At 69.8% G+C, this 21,129-nt stretch carries 17 protein-coding genes, 2 tRNA genes and 1 rRNA gene; 13 read left to right on the top strand and 7 right to left on the bottom strand.

Going from position 1 to position 21,129, the window contains the following annotated elements; genetic code table 11:
* Positions 1–19 precede the first annotated feature (19 nt).
* Positions 20–1,282, top strand: coding sequence for a glutamate-5-semialdehyde dehydrogenase (locus tag ABD785_RS29260; protein ID WP_344834729.1), 1,263 nt, complete (start codon positions 20–22; stop codon positions 1,280–1,282).
* Positions 1,283–1,332: 50 nt separating this feature from the next.
* Entirely contained in the window at positions 1,333–3,072 is a 1,740-nt protein-coding gene (locus ABD785_RS29255) for a TIGR03767 family metallophosphoesterase (RefSeq protein ID WP_344834726.1), read from the top strand.
* 614 nt (positions 3,073–3,686) lie between these two features.
* On the opposite strand, the gene ABD785_RS29250 is transcribed toward ABD785_RS29255, so the two are convergent.
* Entirely contained in the window at positions 3,687–4,724 is a 1,038-nt protein-coding gene (locus ABD785_RS29250; RefSeq protein WP_344834721.1) for a M48 family metallopeptidase, read from the bottom strand.
* A 91-nt stretch (positions 4,725–4,815) separates the two neighbouring features.
* Between ABD785_RS29250 and nadD the strand changes: the two genes are divergently transcribed.
* Positions 4,816–5,406: a nicotinate-nucleotide adenylyltransferase gene (gene nadD / locus ABD785_RS29245; RefSeq protein WP_344834718.1), complete on the top strand. Its 591-nt coding sequence runs from the start codon at positions 4,816–4,818 to the stop codon at positions 5,404–5,406.
* A 376-nt stretch (positions 5,407–5,782) separates the two neighbouring features.
* Here nadD and ABD785_RS29240 read toward each other — a convergent pair whose 3' ends face one another.
* Together ABD785_RS29240 and ABD785_RS29235 are read right to left on the bottom strand one after the other, a co-directional pair.
* Entirely contained in the window at positions 5,783–8,149 is a 2,367-nt protein-coding gene (locus tag ABD785_RS29240; protein ID WP_344834716.1) for a glycoside hydrolase family 65 protein, read from the bottom strand.
* 143 nt (positions 8,150–8,292) lie between these two features.
* The gene (locus tag ABD785_RS29235) at positions 8,293–9,042 is read right to left on the bottom strand and encodes a beta-phosphoglucomutase family hydrolase (protein WP_344834714.1); all 750 of its coding nucleotides are present in this window, start codon (positions 9,040–9,042) and stop codon (positions 8,293–8,295) included.
* A gap of 239 nt (positions 9,043–9,281) precedes the next feature.
* On the opposite strand from ABD785_RS29235, the gene rsfS reads away from it, so the two are divergent.
* The 7 genes from rsfS (at position 9,282) to ABD785_RS29200 (ending at position 16,478) form a co-directional block, all read left to right on the top strand.
* Entirely contained in the window at positions 9,282–9,683 is a 402-nt protein-coding gene (gene rsfS / locus ABD785_RS29230; protein ID WP_344834712.1) for a ribosome silencing factor, read from the top strand.
* Positions 9,680–10,324 (top strand): histidine phosphatase family protein, encoded by a 645-nt coding sequence (locus tag ABD785_RS29225; protein WP_344834710.1) that lies wholly within the window; start codon positions 9,680–9,682, stop codon positions 10,322–10,324. Before rsfS ends, ABD785_RS29225 begins: the two co-directional genes overlap by 4 nt.
* Positions 10,325–10,408: 84 nt before the next feature.
* Positions 10,409–10,482: transfer RNA gene (locus tag ABD785_RS29220), tRNA-Ala, on the top strand.
* Positions 10,483–10,786: 304 nt separating this feature from the next.
* On the top strand, positions 10,787–13,264 hold the full coding sequence (locus ABD785_RS29215; protein ID WP_344834708.1) for a glutamate--cysteine ligase: 2,478 nt from the start codon (positions 10,787–10,789) through the stop codon (positions 13,262–13,264).
* Between the two features lie 36 nt (positions 13,265–13,300).
* Entirely contained in the window at positions 13,301–15,070 is a 1,770-nt protein-coding gene (locus ABD785_RS29210; RefSeq protein WP_344834706.1) for an N-acetylglutaminylglutamine amidotransferase, read from the top strand.
* A 66-nt stretch (positions 15,071–15,136) separates the two neighbouring features.
* Positions 15,137–15,883 (top strand): class II glutamine amidotransferase domain-containing protein, encoded by a 747-nt coding sequence (locus ABD785_RS29205; RefSeq protein WP_344834703.1) that lies wholly within the window; start codon positions 15,137–15,139, stop codon positions 15,881–15,883.
* Between the two features lie 7 nt (positions 15,884–15,890).
* Positions 15,891–16,478: a Maf family protein gene (locus tag ABD785_RS29200; RefSeq protein WP_344834700.1), complete on the top strand. Its 588-nt coding sequence runs from the start codon at positions 15,891–15,893 to the stop codon at positions 16,476–16,478.
* 31 nt (positions 16,479–16,509) lie between these two features.
* Here ABD785_RS29200 and ABD785_RS29195 read toward each other — a convergent pair whose 3' ends face one another.
* Positions 16,510–17,352 (bottom strand): AraC family transcriptional regulator, encoded by an 843-nt coding sequence (locus ABD785_RS29195; RefSeq protein ID WP_344834697.1) that lies wholly within the window; start codon positions 17,350–17,352, stop codon positions 16,510–16,512.
* A gap of 19 nt (positions 17,353–17,371) precedes the next feature.
* Between ABD785_RS29195 and ABD785_RS29190 the strand changes: the two genes are divergently transcribed.
* Positions 17,372–17,839, top strand: coding sequence for a VOC family protein (locus ABD785_RS29190; protein WP_344834695.1), 468 nt, complete (start codon positions 17,372–17,374; stop codon positions 17,837–17,839).
* 10 nt (positions 17,840–17,849) lie between these two features.
* Here the strand turns inward: ABD785_RS29190 and ABD785_RS29185 are convergent, their stop codons facing one another.
* Positions 17,850–18,329 (bottom strand): hypothetical protein, encoded by a 480-nt coding sequence (locus ABD785_RS29185; RefSeq protein ID WP_344834693.1) that lies wholly within the window; start codon positions 18,327–18,329, stop codon positions 17,850–17,852.
* Between the two features lie 134 nt (positions 18,330–18,463).
* On the opposite strand from ABD785_RS29185, the gene ABD785_RS29180 reads away from it, so the two are divergent.
* Positions 18,464–19,468: an NADP-dependent oxidoreductase gene (locus ABD785_RS29180; protein ID WP_344834691.1), complete on the top strand. Its 1,005-nt coding sequence runs from the start codon at positions 18,464–18,466 to the stop codon at positions 19,466–19,468.
* A 54-nt stretch (positions 19,469–19,522) separates the two neighbouring features.
* Here the strand turns inward: ABD785_RS29180 and ABD785_RS29175 are convergent.
* Together ABD785_RS29175 and ABD785_RS29170 are read right to left on the bottom strand one after the other, a co-directional pair.
* Positions 19,523–19,596: transfer RNA gene (locus ABD785_RS29175), tRNA-Ala, on the bottom strand.
* Between the two features lie 64 nt (positions 19,597–19,660).
* Positions 19,661–20,602, bottom strand: coding sequence for a PrsW family intramembrane metalloprotease (locus ABD785_RS29170; protein WP_344834688.1), 942 nt, complete (start codon positions 20,600–20,602; stop codon positions 19,661–19,663).
* Between the two features lie 439 nt (positions 20,603–21,041).
* Here ABD785_RS29170 and ABD785_RS29165 point away from each other — a divergent pair.
* Positions 21,042–21,129, top strand: a 16S ribosomal RNA gene (locus ABD785_RS29165); the annotation flags it as partial.

The following is a 21,129-nucleotide window of genomic DNA, read 5'->3' as shown; positions in this document are numbered from 1 at the left end:
AAGACGAAGGAGCAGGGCGATGAGCGAAGGCACGCGCGAGCAGGTTCTGGAGGTGGCGGCGCGAGGTCGTGCCGCGGCGGCTGACCTGGCTCCGCTGCCGCGCGGCGTCAAGGACGCGGCGCTGCACGCCATCGCCGACGCGCTGACCGAGCGGGCCGCGGAGATCCTCAAGGCCAACGAGGTCGACGTTGAGCGGGCCAGAGAAGGCGGCACCGAGGCCTACATGCTCGACCGCCTCAGCCTGTCGCGGGAGCGGCTGGAGGCGATCGCCGACGCCGTCCGCAACGTGGCCGGGCTGCCCGACCCGGTCGGGGAGAACGTCCGCGGGTACACCCTGCCGAACGGCCTCGAACTGCGTCAGCTGCGGGTGCCGCTCGGCGTCGTCGGGATCATCTACGAGGGACGCCCGAACGTCACCGTCGACGCCGCGGCGCTGACGCTCAAGAGCGGCAACGCCGTCCTGCTGCGCGGATCGTCCTCGGCCTACGACTCCAACGTGGCCCTCGTGAACGTCATGCGCGACGCCCTGGCCGGAACCGGGGTGCCGGTCGACGCCGTCCAGCTCGTTCCTGGCCGCGACCGCGAGTCGGTCAAGCACCTCATGCGGGCCCGCGGCCTGGTCGACGTGCTGATCCCGCGCGGCGGGGCGTCGCTGATCAACTCCGTCGTCGAGGAGTCGACAGTCCCGGTGATCGAGACCGGGGTCGGCAACTGCGCGGTCTACGTCGACGCCCAGGCCGACCTCGACGTCGCCCTGAAGATCCTCATCAACGCCAAGACGCAGCGGCCGTCGGTCTGCAACGCCGCCGAGACGTTCCTGGTGCACAGGGACATCGCAGACGCCTTCGTTCCGCTGGCCCTGGCCGCCCTCGCCGACAAGGGCGTGACGGTCCACGGAGACGAGCGGGTCGCCGCCTACTCCGCGGACGTCGTCCCGGCCACCGAGGAGGACTGGCGGGTGGAGTACCTGTCGCTCGACATCGCCGCCGCGGTCGTCGACTCCCTCGAGGACGCGGTCAAGCACATCCGCGCCTACGGTTCCGGGCACACCGAGGCGATCGTCACGACGTCCCAGCAGGCGGCCAAGCGGTTCGTCGCGCTCGTCGACTCGGCGGCGGTGGCGGTCAACGCCAGCACCCGCTTCACCGACGGCGAGGAGTTCGGCTTCGGCGCCGAGATCGGCATCAGCACGCAGAAGCTCCACGCGCGCGGGCCGATGGGCCTGCCCGAGCTGACCTCGACGAAGTACGTCTTCACCGGTGAAGGTCATCTTCGCGGCTGACCTCGCATTACAAAGTGACATCTGGCCTTCAGATGTCACTTTGTGGTTTCATGTCCGCTGTGACCCCCGACACCCCGCGTTCAGGTAAGCCCGTCTCGCGACGGAAGGTCCTCAAGAGCGCCGCGCTGGGAGCGGTGACCTCGGGACTCGTGGTCTATCCGGCGCGCGGGGCGGGAGCGAAGCCCGGCCTGCGCGGTCCGATCGCCGGGACGACCCTGGAACGGACCCTGCGGCTCGGGCCGCCCGGCAAGGGCGGCTACCGCAAGGTCGTCGCCGCGGCGGGCGAGCCGCACCTGCTCCGCGACGATCTCGGCGGCAGGGCGGCCAGGGGCCGCGCCACCAAGCGGACACCGGTCCTGGCCTTCACCCATCTCACCGACGTGCACATCGTCGACGCCCAGTCGCCCGCGCGGGTGGAGTACCTCGACCGGCTCGGCGACCCCGACAGCCTTCTGTCGACGCTGCCCGTCGCCAGCGCCTACCGGCCGCAGGAACTGCTGACCACCCAGGTCGCCGAGACGATGGTCCGGGCGGTCAACCGGGTCGGACGCGGGCCCGTCACCGGTGCCCCGCTCGCCTTCACGATCAACACCGGGGACGCGGCCGACAACGCGCAGCTCAACGAGGTCCGCTGGGTGATCGACGTCCTCGACGGGGAGAAGGTCCGGCCGGACTCCGGCGACCGGCACCGCTACGAGGGCGTCATGGCCTGGGCCGACCGGCGCTACTGGCACCCCGAGGGCGGTAAGACCGATCTTCCGACCGCGCTGCACGGCTTCCCGAAGGTCCCCGGGCTGCTCGCCGCCGCCCGCCGCCCCTTCGACGCCACCGGCCTGCGGACGCCCTGGCTGGCCGTGTTCGGCAACCACGACGCGCTCGTCCAGGGCAATCTGCCGCATCTTCCGCTGCTCAAGGAGATGGCCGTCGGCGGCGTGAAGATCGTCGCCCCGGTGTCGGAGGCGGAGAAGCGCGAGCTCGAGGACGTGCTGCGACGCGGCGACAAGGCCGCGATCAAGAAGATGACCGAGAGCCGCTCCGGGCTCTTCCGGCAGGTCACGCCCGATCCGTCGCGGCGGCTGCTGTCGCGGGCCGAGGTGATCCGCGAGCACGGGCTGACCCACGGGTACACGGCGGCGAACCTGCGCGACGGGACCGCCTACTACGCCTTCGACCGCGGGCGCGTCCGCGGCCTGGTCCTCGACACGTGCAACCAGGCGGGCTACGCCGACGGCTCCCTCGACCGCCCGCAGTTCGCCTGGCTGGAGCGGCAGCTGGCCGCCTCCTCCTCGCGCTACCTGTCGAAGTCCGGCGCCCCGGTCCGGCACTCCGTGACCGACCGGCTGGTCGTGCTGTTCAGCCACCACACCCTGGACACGATGGCGAACCCGCTGGGCGGCGGCCGGATCCTCGGACCGGAGATCGAGAAGCTGCTCCTGCGCTTCCCGAACGTCGTCCTCTGGGTCAACGGCCACACACATGTCAACGAGATCGTGCCCCACGCCCGGAAGGGAGGCGGCGGCTTCTGGGAGGTCAGCACCGCCGCCCACATCGACTGGCCCCAGCAGAGCCGCCTGATCGAGATCGCCGACAACCACGACGGAACTCTGTCGATCTTCGGCACCATCCTCGACACCGCCGCGCCCACCTCGCACGGCGGACGGCTCGGCGACCCCGCCCACCTCGCCGCCCTCTCCCGGGAACTGTCCGGCAACGACTGGCAGCGCGACCTCAAGGCGCCGGGCGAGCACAAGGACCGCAACGTCGAGCTCCTCCTCCCCGCCCCCTTCTGACCTGCCGAAACCGTCGCAGCACCATGAGGATTCCGGCGGCGATCGGCCCGTACCTCCCGCTGGAGCGGCTGCGCACGGGCGGCATCGGCGAGGTCTTCCCGGCCCGCGACGTCGGGGGCGGGTCCTCGAGGTGAAGACGATCCGCACCGACCTCGCGCACAGCCCCCGGCTGCCCACCAGGCTCAGGCGGGAGATCGAGACGATGGACGAGGATCGGGAGCCCCTTCGTCGCAGAACTCCGCGACGCCGATGACCAGGCCCGCTGCTCTACCTGATGACCCGCTACGTCCCGCTACGTCATGGGACGTCCGCTGGCCGAGGTCGTCGATGAGCGCGGCCCCTCGGGGACACCCCCGGCCTCTGGCGGCTCGCCTCCGCGAGAGATCGGTGGGATGCCCCGGCTTGTGCGGGGCCGTCGAGGGCTGATCCGCCTTGTGTCGGGATTCGTTGGGGCCGACCTGTTCTCCGCGAGGGTCGGCGGGGCGAACCGGCCTGCGTCGGGCCGGTGAGACCGGCTCGGCTCCGCTGTCCGGGGCCCGGCCGGGCCGGGTGGGGTCAACCGGGAAGTGCGACGCCACCGGGCGCGAGGGCGCGGCCGGTGGCGTCGGGGGAGGTCAGTTGCCGGGGTTGTCGTTGGGGCGGCGGCCCAGGCGGTCGAAGACGGCGCCGGCCAGGTCGGCGGCGCCGCCTGCGACGTCGCGGACCTTTCCGACGAACGGGTCGTTGGTGGTGTTCCAGGAGTCGCGGTAGGACTTGGCGGCGTTCTTGACCTCGTCGGTGAAGGAGGCGCTGTCGTCCTGGTCGCGGCGGGGGTAGTTGCCGGCCATGACGGCCCGGTAGTCCTCGGACGCGTGCCACTTCATGATCTCGCCGAAGCGGATCACGGCGAACGGGTGGGTGCGGCGCATCAGGTTGAGGAACTTGAGGAGGCCGTCGCGCAGGTCGCCCGCCTCCTCGTACTCGCGGGCCTGGGCGAGGAACGCCTCGGTGGACATCTCGTGCAGGCGCGATCCGCCCGCCATCTTCATCAGGGCCCGCTTGACGGCCTCGACGTCCTGCCCGGCGAGCAGCCCGGCCCGGTCGGCTGACAGCTCCGACTTGCGCTGCCACTCCTGCAGCCCCATGAGGATCGCGCCGATCGCGACGTTCCCGAGCGGGATCCACGCGAGCCGCGACCCGAGCCCGGTGAGGATCAGCGCCATCTGCCGGTACACCGCGTGCCCCGACAGCACGTGCCCGACCTCGTGCGCGATGACGTACCGCAGCTCCTCGTCGTCGAGCAGGTCGATCAGCCCGGTGTTGAGGACGATGAACGGGTTGTCGACACCGATCGCCATCGCGTTCGGCTGCGGGTCCTGGATGACGTAGAGCTCCGGCACCTTCTCGGCGTCGAGGATGTAGCAGGTGTCCCGCAGCATGTCGTGCATGTTCCGGAACTGCTCCTCCGACACCCTGACGGCGCCGCCGAGGAACATCAGCCGGATGCCCCTCTCGCTGATCAGGCCGGAGAGCTTGCGCAGGACGGTGTCGAATCCCGTCAGTGACCTCAGCGCGACGAGCGCCGACCGGTCCAGGGGGTGTTCGTAGGCCCGGGAGGAGATCCCCGGGAAACGAATGCGGGCACGATCGGGCGTGTTCGTCATGTCGGGCATGCTATTCCGACGAACCGGCTCCGACCAGGGTTCCCTCATGCCGGGAGGGCATCGCACGTGCTCAGGGACGGTTCCCCTAGTCTGGTCGACCATGAGCAAGCGCCGGATCGGCATCATGGGCGGCACCTTCGACCCCGTGCACCACGGGCACCTCGTGGCCGCCAGCGAGGTCCAGCACCTCTTCGACCTCGACGAGGTCTTCTTCGTCCCGACCGGCGAGCCCTGGCAGAAGGCGGACAAGGAGGTCACCCCCGCCGAGGACCGCTACCTGATGACGGTCATCGCCACGGCCTCCAACCCCCGTTTCAGCGTGAGCCGCGTCGACATCGACCGCAGCGGCCCCACCTACACCCTCGACACCCTCCGCGACATGCAGGCCCTGCTGGGCCCCGACGTCGACCTCTACTTCATCACCGGCGCCGACGCCCTCGGCCAGATGCTCTCCTGGCACAACGCCTCGGAGATGTTCGACCTCGCCCATTTCGTCGGCTGCACCCGTCCCGGCCACACCCTGACCGACCCGGGCCTCCCCGAGGGCCGCGTCAGCCTCGTCGAGGTCCCCGCCCTCGCCATCTCCTCCACCGAGGTCCGCGACCGCACCCGCTCCGCCCACCCCATCTGGTACCTGGTCCCCGACGGCATCGTCCAGTACATAGCCAAACGCAACCTCTACACCGACTGACCTCACCGAAATCTTCACCCTGCACGCGTTCTCGCCTGGCTCGCGTTCTCGCCTGGCCAGGCTTCCCGCCCGCATCCTCACCACAGATCCGCGGCCCCGGAGCCGCCTGCCGTTCTGCCGACGAGTTCCAGCAGGTCGGCCGCCTTTTATCCGGGCCGACCGGACGGGTCATGTCCGGGGCCTTGGCCGTTGACCAACCGCGCGCCCAGGGAGCAACGGTCGCCGACCAAGACGTCGCCCGGGGCTCAGGGCCGCAGTTGTTCCTCGCGCGAGGCTTCGGAGCCGGAGGGCCGGGGGCATCGGCCCAGGTGGCCGGCGGTCGGAGGCCGTTGGCACTGGGGGTTCCGGGGGCGGTGTGGGTGAGGGCGGGGTCGGGTCATTCGCGGGCGAGGAGCTGGCGGCTGCGGTGGAGGGGGGAGCGGCCCTTGGGCTGGGTGGGGCGGTGGGGGGATGGGTGATGGGGCGGGAGGGGATAGGTGGCGGTCATGGTCGTGGGGGAGAGGGTGAAGGCGGTCTCGTGGTGGGTGAGGCTGAGGGGCTCGCCTTCCACAAGGGCGTAGGTGGCCTCGGCGTGGGTGATCGTGACGCGGAGGATCCCGCCCCGGTAGCGGAGGTGGAAGACGAGGCGGGGGATCGTCTCGGGCAGGCGCGGGGAGAAGTGCAGGACGCCGGCGTTGGGGCGGAAGCCGCCGAAGCCGCAGACCAGGGCGTTCCAGGCGCCGGCGAGGGAGGCCAGGTGGAGGCCGTCGCGGGTGTTGCCGTTCAGGTCGTGGAGGTCGAGGAGCGCGGTCTCGGCCAGGTAGTCGTGCGCCAGTTCCAGGTGGCCTACCTCGGCGGCGATGACGGCCTGGGTCTGCGCCGACAGTGAGGAGTCCCGGACGGTCAGCGCCTCGTAGTAGGTGAAGTTCCGTTCCTTCTGCTCCGGGGTGAAGGACTCGCCGCACAGATGCATGGCCAGGGTGAGATCGGCCTGCTTGACGACCTGCTTGCGGTAGAGGTCGAAATAGGGGTAGCTGAGCAGAAGCGGATAGCTCGCGGCCGTCATGGCGTCGAAGGGCCACGGCGCGTGGTCGGTGAACCCGCCGCTCTGCGGATGGACGCCCAGCCGTTCGTCGTAGGGCAGGAACATGCGGTCCGCGGCGTCCCGCCAGTCGGCGGCCTCCTCAGCGGTGACGCCCAGCCGCTGGGCGACGTCGGGATGGCGCATGGTGAGGTCGGCGGCGTTCCGGAGGTTCTTCTGGGCCATCAGGTTCGTGTAGACGTTGTTGTCGGCGATCGCGCTGTACTCGTCGGGGCCGGTGACGCCGTGGATGCGGAAGACGCCCTCCACGTCGTGGTGGCCGAGGCCACGCCAGAGCCGGGCGGTCACGGCCAGCAGCTCGATGCCCGCCTCGGCGGCGAAATCCTCGTCGCCGGTCGCGTCCAGGTAGCGCACGACGGCGTCGGCCAGATCGGCGTTGACATGGAACGCGGCGGTGCCCGCGGGCCAGTATCCGGAGCACTCGCGGCCGTCGATCGTGCGCCAGGGGAACGCCGCGCCCTCCAGGCCGAGCTGGTGGGCGCGTTCGACCGCCGTCGGGATCGTGGTGTGCCGCCAGGCGAGCGCGTCCCTGGCCGCGGCGGGCAGGGAGTAGGTCAGGACGGGAAGCACGAAGGTCTCGGTGTCCCAGAACGTGTGGCCGTCGTAGCCGGGCCCGGTCAGGCCCTTCGCCGGGATCATGCGGCGTTCGGCCCTGGCCCCCGCCTGGAGGATGTGGAACAGCGCGAACCGGACCGCTTGCTGGATCTCCGGATCGCCGTCGACCTCGATGTCGGCGCCGCGCCAGAATTCGTCGAGGTATTCGCGCTGCTCGGCGAGCAGGCCGTCGAATCCCGTCTGCTCGGCGGCCGCGAGAGCGGCGATCACCTGGTCGTGCAGCGCCGACCTCGACCTGCGGCTCGACCAGCCGTAGGCGACGTACTTGATCAGCCGCAGCTTCTGCCCGGGCTTGAGCCGGGTGGCGACGGTCACCCGGCCGACGTCGGGATGCGAGTCGCTCTGGACATGGATCTTCGTGGGCGCCTCGATCTCATGGGCCATCGCCGCGGCCATCCGCAGCCCGCTCACCCGCGTGTTGTGGATCAGCACGACCCGATCGCCCGAGACGAGGTCCTCCTCGCCGACCAGCGGCGACTCCAGGACCGCCGCGGTCCGGGGATCCTGGCCCATGTCGGGCAGCGGCTCGTTCGCGACGAGCTCCGACTGCACGACGATCCGGACGTCCTGATCGACCGACTCCACCTCGTAGCAGATCGCCATCATCGCCCGCTGGGTCAGCGACACGACCCTGGTCGAGGTCACCCGGACCGAGGGGCCCGCCGGCGACTGCCACTCCAGCCGCCGGGTGAGCGTGCCTTCCCGCAGATCGAGGACCCGCTCGTGCCCGGCGAGCCGGCCGAACCGCAGATCGAGCGGCTCGTCGTCGACCAGCAGCCGGATGATCTTGCCGTCGGTGACGTTGATCACCGTCTCGCCCGACTCCGGATATCCGTATCCGGCCTCCGCGTAGGGAAGGGGCCGCTGCTCGAACACCGAGTTCAGATAGGAGCCCGGCAGCCCGTGCGGCTCGCCCTCGTCGAAGTTCCCCCGGACACCGATGTGCCCGTTGGACAGGGAGAAGACCGACTCGCTCTGAGCCAGCCGATCGAGGTCCAGCTCGGTCTCCCGGACGCACCACGGATCGACCTCGTACGCAGCCGTCACGGCACCTGCACCCCCGTCATCCTCAAGCCGTCGATCCCGAAGCCGTCGATCCTGAAACCGTTGATCCTCGTGCAGCCGCTCCTGCGCCTGAACCGCGTGCCCGCCGCCCAGCCGGCCGCCCGGAGGGCGAGGTCCCTGAAGGTTCATGGCGTGTCCAGCAGATCGCTGAGATCGGTGACCACCGTGGTGGCGCCGTTGGCCGACAGGGCCGGACCGTGGACGCCGTCGCGGAGGCGATCGACCCCGACCACCAGGGCGAAGTGCCCGGCGTGCCCGGCGGCCACCCCGGCCAGGGCGTCCTCGAAGACCACGCTGGTGGCGGCGGTCTCGGAGACGGCCTCCGCCCCCGCGAGGAACATGTCGGGGGCGGGCTTGCCCGGCAGGTTCCGCTCCCGGGCCGTGACCCCGTCGACACGGGCGTCGAAGAGCCCGGTGAGACCCGTGGCCGCGAGCACCTGCACCGTGTTGGCGCTGGAGGACACCACGGCGGTGCGGAGCCCCGCCTCGCGAACGGCTTCCAGGTACCGGACCGAGCCGGGGAAGACCTTGACGCCGTCCTTCTCGATCAGCTGCTGGACCAGGTCGTTCTTGCGGGCGCTGAGCCCCCAGACCGAATCGCCCGAGGGCGGGTCGTCGGGCGAGCCCTCGGGCAGGGTGATGCCCCGGGAGGCGAGGAAGCTGCGGGTGCCGTCCTCACGCTTCTTGCCGTCGACGTACTCGGAGTAGTCCTTCGCCAGATCGAACGGCGGCAGGCCGCGTCCGGCCAGGAACTCGTCGAACATCCGCTTCCACGCCGAAGCGTGGACGGCGGCGGTATCGGTGAGCACCCCGTCCAGATCGAACAGGCAGGCACGCACACCGTCGGGCAGCCCCAGCATCACGACTCCCTTCATCTGCAGGTCCGAGGGACCAGTACCCCGATCACACCAGCTATCCCTCAAGATCACCCCGGACGCTGTGGATAACTTTGCGAAGCGGAAGACTCGCCCACCTGTTCGATGACAAACCTGTACGGTCCTGTCCGCCGGTCCGGCTACTCTGGAGAACCGGGTCCAGCGGCCCCGGACCGGCCCTGCATGAGAGGCTGGTCGCGTCCGCACCGGCAAGAAACGAGAGGGATCACGACCTAACCGTGACCGCATCCGAGAGAGCAGTACAGCTCGTCAAGCTGGCCGCAGAGGCCGCCTCCGACAAGCTGGCCGACGACATCATCGCCTACGACGTCAGTGAGCAGCTCGTCATCACCGACGCCTTCCTGCTGTGCTCCGGCTCCAACGACCGGCAGGTCGCAGGCATCGTCGACGAAATCGAGAAGCGCCTGCGCGAAGAGGGCGGCGCCAAGCCCGTCCGCCGCGAGGGCCAGCGCGAGGGCCGCTGGGTCCTCCTCGACTACATCGACGTCATCGTGCACGTCCAGCACGAGGAAGAGCGCACCTTCTACGCGCTCGAACGCCTCTGGAAGGACTGCCCGCCCGTCGAGCTTCCCGCCGACATCAACGCCCACATGGCCCAGCGCGCCAGGGGAACGGCTTGAGCGAGAGCGACCCCGCACGCAGCGCCAAGCGCCGCATCGTGCTCTGGCGCCACGGCCAGACCGCCTGGAACGTCGAAAACCGCTTCCAGGGCAAGACCGACATCCCGCTCACGGAAGCGGGCCTCGGCCAAGCCGAACGCGCCGCCCGCCTCCTCGCCGCACTGAAGCCCACCGCGATCATCGCGTCCCCGCTCCAGCGCGCCGCCCGCACCGGCCAGGCTCTCGCCGACATCACCGGCCTGCCCATCACCTACGACGACGACCTTAAGGAACGCGACGGCGGCGAATGGGAAGGCCTCACCGGCGTCGAAATCCGCTCCCGCTACCCGCGCGAACACGCCATCTGGCAGCCCCCCGGCGGTGAGACCAGCGCCCAGGTCGCCAAACGCGTCGGCAGCGCACTCGAACGAGCCGTCGCCACCGTCGAACACGAAGGCGTCCTCGTCGTCGCCTCCCACGGAGCCGCGCTCCGCCTCGGCATGTGCCAGCTCCTCGGCCTCCCCGAAGACCTCTGGGAACGCTTCGGCGGGCTCTCCAACTGCTGCTGGTCCGTCCTCGCCGAAGGCCGCAGCGGCTGGCGCCTCATCGACCACAACGCCGGCACCCTCCCCGAGCCGATCATGAGCGACGACCAGGCCTGACCAGCCACGGAAACCCGTTCGAAGGACCATCCAGAGTCCGATATGCTTATCGAGCGCTGGGGATGAAAGTCCACCAGCCGCAACGGGGCTATAGCGCAGCCTGGTAGCGCACCTCCATGGCATGGAGGGGGTCTGGGGTTCGAATCCCCATAGCTCCACGAGTCCGAAGGCCGACCTGTTCGGAAGCTTTGCTTCCTCCCTGGGTCGGCCTTCGTCATTCCCGGGGGATGACCCCCGGACCCCCAGCGGTCAGGGGCTCCGCCCCCGACACCCCCGCCTGTGGTTGCTCCGGGTGAGTGGGGCCCTGGAATTCGGGGGTGAGCGGGGCCCTGGAAATCGCGGGTGGGCACTTTGGCTTTTTCTTTACTTTCTTCTTGTTCCCCCTGGCGGGCCGCGCGGGGTTCGTTGGCTGGTTGCGGACTGGTTCGGGGTAAATGTTCCTGTTTGGGGCATGGGTGGGCGGTGCGTGAGAAACGAGATGCCGTGGCCGTGGGGGTCGAAGAGGAGTTCCATACCGTCGATCTTGTGAGTCGGCGGTTGGTGCCCAAGGCCGATCGGCTGCTGGGGGTGCTGCCGGAGGAGAGGTTCGCGGGGGAACTGCAGAGGTCGGTCGTGGAGACCAACAGCCGGCCGTTCGTGAAGATCGCCGACCTGGTCGAGGACCTGGCGGCACTGCGGCGGGCCGTGGTGGCGGAGGCCGAGGAGTTCGGGCTGGGGATCGTCGCGGCGGGGACCGTGCCGATCGTCGAGCTCGACGCGCTCGAGGTCACGCCGGACCCGCGCTACGAGAACATGCTCGAGGAGTACCAGTCGCTCGCACGCGAGCAGCTGATCTGCGGGCTCCAGGTACATGTCGAGGTGCCCGACCGGGACCAGGCCGTCCGGGTCGCGCAGAAGGTGTCGGCCTGGACGCCGACCCTTCTGGCGCTCTCGGCCAGCTCGCCGTTCTGGCTCGGCGCCGACTCCGGATACGCCAGCGGACGGACCCTCCTGTGGTCGCGCTGGCCCACCACAGGACCGCCGCCCGCCGTCAGCAGCGCGGCCGAGTACGACCAGCTCATCGCGGACCTGATCCAGACCGGGGTGATCACCGACCCGGGAATGATCTATTACGACCTGCGGCCCTCGGCGCACCTGCCCACACTCGAACTGCGCGTCCCCGACGCCTGCCCGCGGATCGAGGACGTCGCTTTGATCGCCGGGCTGTTCCGGGCACTGGTCGTCGAGGCACTGGACTCTCCCGAACCGCTGGACGTCCGTCCCGAGATCATCCGGGCGCAGACCTGGCGGGCGGCCCGCGCCGGGCTCGAAGGAGAACTCGTCGACCCCGCTACCGGCCGGCCGCAGCCCGCGGACCGGGTGGTCAGGTCGCTGTTCGAACGGCTCAGGCCCACTCTGGAAGGGACCGGCGACGCCGAACTCCTCGAAGTGCTGCTCGACGAGGCTCTGCACCGGGGAAGCTCCGCCGCGCGCCAGCGGGCGGCGTTCGCCGCGGGCGGCCTCGAAGACGTCGTGGACCTCCTCGTCGCCGAGACCCGGATGCACACCGAGGGGCAGCCGGGAGCCCGGCGCACCCATGTCATGGCCATGCTGGAGGGCTACGACAGCGCCGCGGACGAGGCCATCGTCTTCGACCGGTCCGCGCGCCGGCCCTACGGGCTCGTGCTCACGGCCCTCGAACGGCTGGGGCCACAGGGCCTGGCCGAACGCGAAGAGCAGCGCGACCACGTCCAGCGGGCCCTCGGCATGACCTTCCACACCGCCGACGACGAGGACCGGCTGTTCCCCTTCGACCTGGTGCCCAGGATCGTCGCGGGAGAGGACTGGAACGCGCTCCAGAGCGGCCTCGTCCAGCGGGCCCGGGCCCTGGAGGCATTCCTCCACGACGCCTACGGGGACCGGGAGATCGTCCGCGACGGTGTCATCGACCCCGAGCTGATCACCTCCTCACCGGGACTGCGCGCCGAGGGCTCGCTCGTCGCCCCCGGGCTGATCCGCTGCACCGTGACCGGCACCGACCTGGTCCGCAACGGGGCCGGGCAGTGGTTCGTCCTCGAGGACAACCTCCGCGTCCCGTCCGGGCTCGGCTACGCGATGGCCAACCGCTGGCTGGCCGCCCGCGTCATGCCCGAGCTGGTCAGGGCCGTCTCGACCCCCGCGCCGCGCCGCGCCATCGCCGTCCTGCGAGGCGCGCTCACCCGGGAGTCCGGCGACGTCGCGCTCGTGACGACGGGACCGTCCGACTCGGCCTACTACGAGCACCGGCTGCTCGCCGCGGAACTCGGCATCCCCCTGGTCAACCCTGACGACCTGCGGATCGACCGGAACGGACGACTCCACGCGGGCGACCACTCCATCGACGTCCTGTACCGCCGGATCGAGGAGGACGAGCTCTGGAAGGCCGTCCCAGGCCTCCGCGCCGCCGTCGAGTCCGGTCACGTCGTCCTGGCCAACGCCCCCGGCAACGGCCTCGGCGATGACAAGGCCCTCTACCACCACGTCCCCGACTTCATCGGCTACTACCTCGACGAGGAGCCGATCCTCAACAACGTCCCCACCTACCTGTGCCGCGACCCCGAGCAGCTCGAAGTGGTCCTCGACCGCCTCGGCGAGCTGGTCGTCAAGCCCGTGGACGGCTTCGGCGGCCATGGCGTGGTCGTCGGCCCCGACGCCACCGCGGCCGAGCTCGCCCAGGTCAGGGCCGAACTGCTCGAGGACCCCTCGCAGTGGATCGCCCAGGAGACCGTCGACCTGTCGACCCACCCCACCTTCGCCGGCGGACGCCTGGAGCCGCGCGCCGTGGACCTGCGGGCCTTCGTCTGCCTCGGCGCGGAACCGGAGGTCGTCCCGCTCGCGCTGACCAGGGTCGCCCCCGCCGGCAGCCGGATCGTCAACTCCTCGCGCGGCGGCGGCTCCAAGGACACCTGGCTTCTCCCTTAGAACTGTTTTCTCTCACATAGGAAGGGATTCATCATCATGTGCGGCTTCTGCGGCGAACTGCGACTCGACGGCGACCCGGCCGACGTCAGTGCCGTCGCCCGGATGAACTCGGCCATGACCTCCCGCGGCCCGGACGGCGCGGGGATCTGGTCGGCGGGCCCGCTGGCCCTCGGCCACCGGCGGCTGCGGATCATCGACCTGTCCGACCGGGCCGCCCAGCCCATGATCGATCCGGATCTCGGCCTGACCGCGGTCTTCAACGGCTGCATCTACAACTACAAGGAGCTGCGCGAGGAGCTCCAGGCCGCGGGCTACCGCTTCTTCTCCACCTCCGACACCGAGGTGCTCCTCAAGGCCTATCACCGCTGGGGAAGCGACTGCGTCGACCACTTCAAGGGCATGTTCGCCTTCGCCGTCCACGAGCGCGATTCCGGGGTCCTGGTCCTCGGCCGCGACCGGCTGGGGATCAAGCCCCTCTACGTGGCCGCCACCCCCGAACGGGTCCGCTTCGCCTCGACCCTGCCCGCCCTGCTCGCGGGCGGCGGCGTCGACACCTCGCTCGACCTCGTGGCCCTGCACCACTACATGTCGTTCCACTCGGTGGTCCCGGCGCCGCGCACGATCCTCGCCGGTGTGCGGAAGCTTCCGCCCGCGACGGTCCGGACGATCCGGCCCGACGGGACGTCCGAGGACCGTCTTTACTGGCGTCCCGGCTTCACCCGTGACACCTCCCTCACCGCGGAGGAATGGCCTTCTGCCGTCATGGAGAGTCTCAGGACGGCCGTCGACCGCCGTATGGTCGCCGACGTCCCCGTCGGGGTGCTCCTGTCGGGAGGGATCGACTCCAGCCTGATCGTCGCGCTGCTCGCCGAGGCGGGCCAGCGCGACCTCGCGACGTTCAGCATCGGCTTCGACTCGGCCGGAGGAGAGGAAGGCGACGAGTTCGCCTACTCCGACCTGGTCGCCCGCGAGTTCGGCACCGAGCACCACAAGATCACGATCGGTGACGACGGCCTTCTCGACGCCCTCCAGGGCGCGGTCGGAGCGATGAGCGAGCCGATGGTCAGCCACGACTGCGTGGCCTTCTACCTGCTCTCGCGGGAGGTGTCGAAGCACGTCAAGGTGGTGCAGTCCGGGCAGGGCGCCGACGAGGTGTTCGCCGGATACAGCTGGTATCCGCCGCTCGCCGGCGTTCCCCGCGAACGGGCGGCGGAGGAGTACGCCAAGGTCTTCTTCGACCGTCCCCACGCCGATCTCGTCGGCCAGCTCAGCCCGGCCTACCTGGGGGAGGACCACAGCTCCGCGTTCGTCAGCGCCCACTTCGCCGAGCCCGGAGCGGCCGAGGCCGTCGACGCCGCGCTGCGCCTCGACTCGACCGTCATGCTCGTCGACGATCCCGTGAAGCGCGTCGACAACATGACCATGGCGTTCGGGCTCGAGGCCAGGACCCCGTTCCTCGACCACGAGGTCGTGGAACTCGCCGCGGCCTGTCCTCCCGGCCTCAAGCTCGCCCACGACGGCAAGGGAGTGATGAAGGACGCGGCCCGCGGCATCGTCCCCGACGCGATCATCGACCGTACGAAGGGCTACTTCCCCGTCCCGGCGATCCGCCACCTGTCGGGCTCCTACCTCGACCTGGTCCGATCCGCCCTGACCGACCCCGCGGCCAAGGCCCGCGGGCTGTTCCGCGACGACTACGTCAACCGGCTTCTGGCCGCTCCGAGCGACCACCGGACGACGCTCGGAGCCAGCGCCCTGTGGCAACTCGCCCTCCTCGAACTCTGGCTCCAAAATCATGGGGTCTAGCAGCGGTGATCTCGGCCATCTCCTTCTATGCTGCGACTGGGAAAGGTCACCGCAACGGGGGGTCATATGTGCCGTCATTTCGCCTGGCTGGGTCACGAGCGCACGGTCGAGCAGCTGGTCCTGCTCCCCTCGTACGGTCTGCCCCGGCAGGGTGATCGGCCGCGCTGGCAGCAGATCGAACTGGTGAACAGGGACGGCTTCGGCGTCGGCTGGTTCACCGGCGAGAACACCGTCACCTACCGCAGGACCGGCCCGATCGAGGCCGACCCGGACTTCCCCGAGCTCGCCCGCTCGGTCTCCGGCGGATGCGTGATCGGCGCCGTGCGCGGAGCGAGCCCGGGCATGCCCATCGAGGTCGAGGCCACCGCGCCGTTCACCAACGGCAGGGCGCTGGTCTCGCTGAACGGGCATGTCAGCACCCGGCTCACCGCGTCGATGCTCGATCCGGCCTACGAGCCGGAGTCGACCTGCGACGCGGCGTTCCTCGCCACCCTGCTCTGGCAGCGTCTGGACGCCGGGATCCCGCTGACGACCGCGGTCCCGTCCCTGGTCCAGGACGTGGCCAGGGTCGACGCGAACGCCTGCCTCAACCTGCTGGCCACGGACGGGATGACGATCGTCGCCACCACCTGGGGCGAGACGCTCTGCTACCGGACCGGCCCGTCGGGCACGCTGGTCGCCAGCGAGCCCCACGACGACGACGCCGACTGGATCACGGTGCCCGACCGGCACCTCCTGATCGCCGACCCGGTGGGCGTCTCGACCCACGCGCTGCCGGCCCTCGACCCCTCGCAGGTCGTCGATCCGCTATAGCTAGAGCATGCGGAAAGTGGTTCTGGCCTCCGGCTCCAAGACCCGCCTGGCGATGCTCCGCCAGGCGGGACTGGCCCCCGAGGTGATCGTCAGCGGTGTCGACGAGGACGCGATCACGGCCGGTACGACCGGCGAACTCGTCCTGAAACTGGCCAGGGCCAAGGCGGCGGCCGTCGCCGCGGACGTCCCGGACGCCCTGGTGCTCGGCTGCGACTCGCTTCTGGACTTCGAGGGCCAGGCCTGCGGAAAGCCGGGCTCGGCCGAGGAAGCGGCCGCCTGGTGGCGGGCCCGGCGCGGCAAGACCGGCCATCTGCACACCGGCCACTGCCTGATCGACACGGCCACCGGCCGCGAGGCCTCGGCCGCCTCGGTGACGGCCGTCCACTTCGGCGAGCCGTCCGACGCCGAGATCGCCGCCTATCTGGCGACCGACGAGCCCGCCCAGGTCGCGGGCGCCTTCACGATCGACGGCCCCGGCGGGTTCTTCGTCAACGCTCTCGAAGGCGACCACGGAACGGTCCTGGGCCTGTCCCTCCCCCTCCTCCGCCGCCTCCTCTCCGACCTGGACACCCCGGTCACCGACCTGTGGCGATGACTCACCTGGAGATGACTCAGGTGGAGATGACTCACGTGGAGATCGGGGCCCGGTCCTGGGCGCAGGCCTCGGAGTAGGCGGCGGGGGTCATGCCGACGGCGCGGGTGAAATCGCGGATGAAGTGGGACTGGTCGAAGTACCCGAGCTCGACGGCCACCTCGGCCCAGGGACGGGTGTGCTCGGCGGCGAGGCGGGCCGCCGCCTCGTGCAGCCGGTAGCGCTGGAGCACCCACTTGGGGGTGACCCCGACGTACTTGCCGAACAGACGCTGCAACGAGCGCGGGGACAGGGAGAACCGCTCCGCCACGTCCTCGACCCGCTGGACGGTCCGATCGTGCAGCATCACCTGGATGATCTCCCCGACATGATCGATCTGAGGATCCGGCCGCGGCGGATGCCGGCGCAGATGGAACTCCGCCGCCTCGACCAGATCGTCCAGGCGCCGGGCCCGGGAGAGATCATGGGCGAACAGCCCGGCGTCGATCTCGCCCCACAGGGCGGACAGCGGGATTCCCCCGTCGGTGAGCTCGGTCATGGGCCGTCCGAGGTAGGGCTGGAAGCCGCCCGGACGGAACTTGACCCCGAACGCGCGCCCCGTGCCCTCGCACGCGTAGGTGAACAGCTCGCGCCCCACCCCGAAGGCGATCAGTGCACCCCCTTCGTAGACCAGGTTGACGCACGGATGCGGCAGCAGGGTGACCGGCCGCCGCTGTCCGCCGGGCAGGTTCCAGGACGTCATCCAGTGCCGTTCGACGTGCCCGGCCAGATCGGGCGAGACCTCGGCCCTGTCCAGGCGGAAGTCGAACGAGGGGCCGTTGAGCAGCCCGTACTCGCTGGCCGTGTGTCGTGTTCGTCCAATCTGCGGCTCGTCCACGAGGACAAGGATGAACCACATGACCGACAAAACCCCGGCACCCGCCGGCAGCCAGCGTCTCGTCACCTTCTTCGTCGTCCAGGAGGCGGCGAAGGCGATCACGTTCTACGAGGAGGTCTTCGGCGCGAGGACCCTGGACCGCTTCGACCTGCCCGACGGCACCGTGAGCCACGCCGAGCTCGAACTGGGAGGCTCCCGGTTCCAGCTCAGCGACCCGATCGACGTGCCCGGCCTGCACCATCCGCTGAAGGACGGCAACGTCTTCACGATGACCTTCTGGACGCCCGACCCCGACGGCGTCTTCGCCAAGGCGGTCGCGGGCGGTGCCACCGTGATGTCCGAGGTCGCGGACGTCTTCTCCGGCGACCGCATGGGCGTGATCCGGTGCCCGTACGGGATCCGCTGGTGCATCGCGAGGCACGATCGCGATGTCCCGCCCGAGGAGATCGCCGCGGCGGCCCAGGCCTGGATGGAGGAGAACGCCTGAGCCGGTTCGCTCAGATCCAGCCGCCGCCCGCGAACGCGCTCAGGATGCGGGCGGTCTCGTCGGGGTCGTTGACCTGGACGACCGCGAAGTCGACGGGGGCGTCCACGAAGTGGAGGCGGACGGCCCTCGCCCGCTGACCGCAGAGCCACAGAGAGTGTCCGGCGGGGCCGTGGAAAGTGCCCGCGAGCAGCCCGGGAAAGGCCAGCGCACACCACAGGGGCAGGCGGCGCTCGGCCGTGCTCAGTCCCGCCGGGCCCAGTTCCTGCCGGTGGACGGGGATCGCCTCGGCCAGCGTCTTGGCGGGGGTCCTGAGCCAGGTCCCGGACGCGAGCAGGCGGAAGATCCCCCTCGGCTCGATCATGATCATGCCGTCCTCGATCTTGATCCTGGCCGGCCTGCCGCGCCGGATCCGATCGAGGAGCAGCGGGAGGAACGCCGCGAAGAGGAGGAGGACGCCCATCCCCACACCGGCCCACTGCAAGATCGTCATATTCCGGTCTTACCCTCCCGTGCGCGTCCATTCAGGCGGATGCGGGTCAAGATGGTCCGACCCGGATCGGGTGGTCGCTTTGCTCTAAACAGGGAAGGCATGGGGCATATGCCGTGAACGACCTTGGGGGATCGATGACGACGACCGGCCGTGAGGTCCATCTGGTGGCCCGACCCGTGGGCGAGCCGAAACCAGCCGACTTCTCCGTGGTCGAGCGAGTCGCGGAGCAGCCGGGAGCGGGGGAGATCCTCGTCCGGAACGAGTGGCTGTCCGTCGACCCGTACATGCGCGGGCGGATGAACGACGTGAAGTCCTATGTGCCGCCGTTCCGGCTGGGCCAGGCGATGGACGGGGGAGCGGTCGGCACCGTGATCGCCTCGGAGTCGCCGGAGATCCCGGTGGGGACGAGCGTCCTGCACGGGCTCGGCTGGCGCGAGTACGCGACGCTCCCCGCCGCGAAGGCCCGTGTCGTCGACGTGGACCGGGCCCCGGCCCAGGCCTACCTCGGCGTCCTCGGCATCACCGGCCTGACCGCCTACGCCGGGCTCAAGGAGATCGCTCCGGTCCGCGCCGGCGACGTGGTGTTCGTCTCCGGTGCCGCGGGCGCGGTCGGGACCGTCGCGGGCCAGATCGCCAGGCATTTGGGCGCCTCGCGGGTGATCGGCTCGGCGGGAGGTCCGGAGAAGGCGGCCAGGCTCCGCGCCGACTTCGGCTACGACGCCGCCGTCGACTACCGCGCCGGCGATGTGGAAGGCCAGCTCGCGGCGGCCGCCCCGGACGGTATCGACGTCTACTTCGACAACGTGGGCGGCGATCATCTCCGCGCCGCGATCGGCGCCCTGCGCAATCACGGCCGGGTCGCGCTCTGCGGGGCGATCGCCCAGTACAACGCGACCGGTCCGACCCCGGGTCCCGACAATCTGGCCCTGGCGATCGGCAAGCGCCTGACGCTGCGCGGCTTCATCGTCGGCGACCACTCCGACCTGATGCCCGAGTACACGGCCCAGGCTACGGGCTGGCTGGCCAACGGAGAGCTCAAGGTGGAGGAGACCGTGGTCTCCGGCATCGAGAACGCCCCCGACGCCTTCCTCGGCCTCCTGCGTGGTGCCAACACGGGCAAGATGCTCGTCCGTCTCTGATCCCGGGAACGCCAAAGGCCGGTGCGATCGACGATCGCACCGGCCTTCGTTCTGTGGAGCTATGGGGATTCGAACCCCAGACCCCCTCCATGCCATGGAGGTGCGCTACCAGGCTGCGCTATAGCCCCGCCGCCAGGACTTTCTCCCCGGCAACGAGACAGAAGCTTACAGCGGACTCGCCCCGAGTGCGAATCAGGGCCGGACCCAGTGCCAGGACCGGGTGGACGGTGCGGGCGGAGGCGGATGAAAGCTACGGAAGCGGGTGCCCAGCCGGCGGTTCCACGCGGTGCCCAGGAGGGCGAGGGCGAGCAGGCCCACCCATTGGATGGCGGTGGCGAGGGTCGTGGTCGTCCCACCGGTCGGATTGACGGCCGCGTGGTGGCGGGCGTAGTCGGTCTGACCGGTCTCGATGTAGTGGGCGAGGGAGTTTCCGATCGCCGGCATGGCGTCCCAGAGGGCGTGGAGCAGGGAGACCGCGACGAAGGAGAGCCAGAACTCGAGCCGCAGCCGGTATCTGCTCGGCTGGGACGCGTAGAACAGGAGACCGCCGAGGATGCCGGTCCACAGTCCGTGGCCCAGGGGGGCGACGAGCCCGCGGAGGATCTCCGTCTCGACCATGGCGCGCAGATTGGAGCCGTCGTCGCTGAGGAAGGCGCTGAGCGCGTAGCCCGAGCTTTCGAAGGCGGCGAAACCGAAGCCCACCGCGGAACCGAGCACCATGCCGTCCCGGGGGGTGCGGTACCTGAGGTTCCGGGCGACGAGCATGAGGGCGAGGATCTTGGTCCCCTCCTCGATGAAGCCGACGCCGACATAGAGCCACGGCGAGAGGGTGTTCAGCAGGTACGTCTCCAGCAGCGACGCCGCCAGGGTCCCGAGCACCCCACCGGCGACGAACGCCCTGAAGATCAGCGTGAGGGTGGTCTCGTCCCGCCGGCCGTTCTCGTAGGCCCACACGACATAGGTGATCGGGACGACGAAGCTGCCGAGCTGCGTGATCGTGGGAATCTGGTTGATGTTGCCGGTCAGCAGGTAGACGACCACCGAGGCGACCCACAGCCCGAGTCCGATGGACAGGACGAGCAGCCACGAACGTCCGGGCCTGGTCTCGTCCCTCCAGAGCGCACGCAGCGGCATCTCCCCTCCCCCCTGTGGTCGCATACCTACCCTTAGTGAACTTTGGAAACCGTGGGTTTCGAGAGGTCCGGGGCGGGGGAGGATCCTCGGTTTGACGGCCCTCGCAGGGTCCCGTAGAGTTCTCCTCGTTGGCCCGAGCGGCCGACGCCCCCTGAGAAGCGAATCGGCTCGAAAGAGCGGATTTGACAGGCATTTAAGGCCTGGTAGATTCGAAGGGTTGCCCCGAAAAACACTCGAAAGAGTGGGCTGCGGAGCGAATCCGTTTCTTGAGAACTCAACAGCGTGCTAAAAGTCAGTGCCAAAATAATGGCCGGGACTTCGGTTCTGGTCATGTACATCCTCGTCTGAGGATTTCTTTGAGGCATTACGGACAAGTGTTGAGATCCCCTCGCCAGGGGGTCTTGCCAGATGTTCTGTATTGCCAGTTTCATCTCGACATTTAATGGAGAGTTTGATCCTGGCTCAGGACGAACGCTGGCGGCGTGCTTAACACATGCAAGTCGAGCGGAAAGGCCCTTCGGGGTACT

Origin of the sequence: Actinocorallia longicatena (assembly GCF_039534125.1) — a bacterium.
Classification (GTDB): Bacteria; Actinomycetota; Actinomycetes; order Streptosporangiales; family Streptosporangiaceae; genus Actinocorallia; species Actinocorallia longicatena.
The sequence above is the reverse complement of the archived record's forward strand: the minus strand, read 5'-3'. Positions and strand labels throughout refer to the sequence as shown.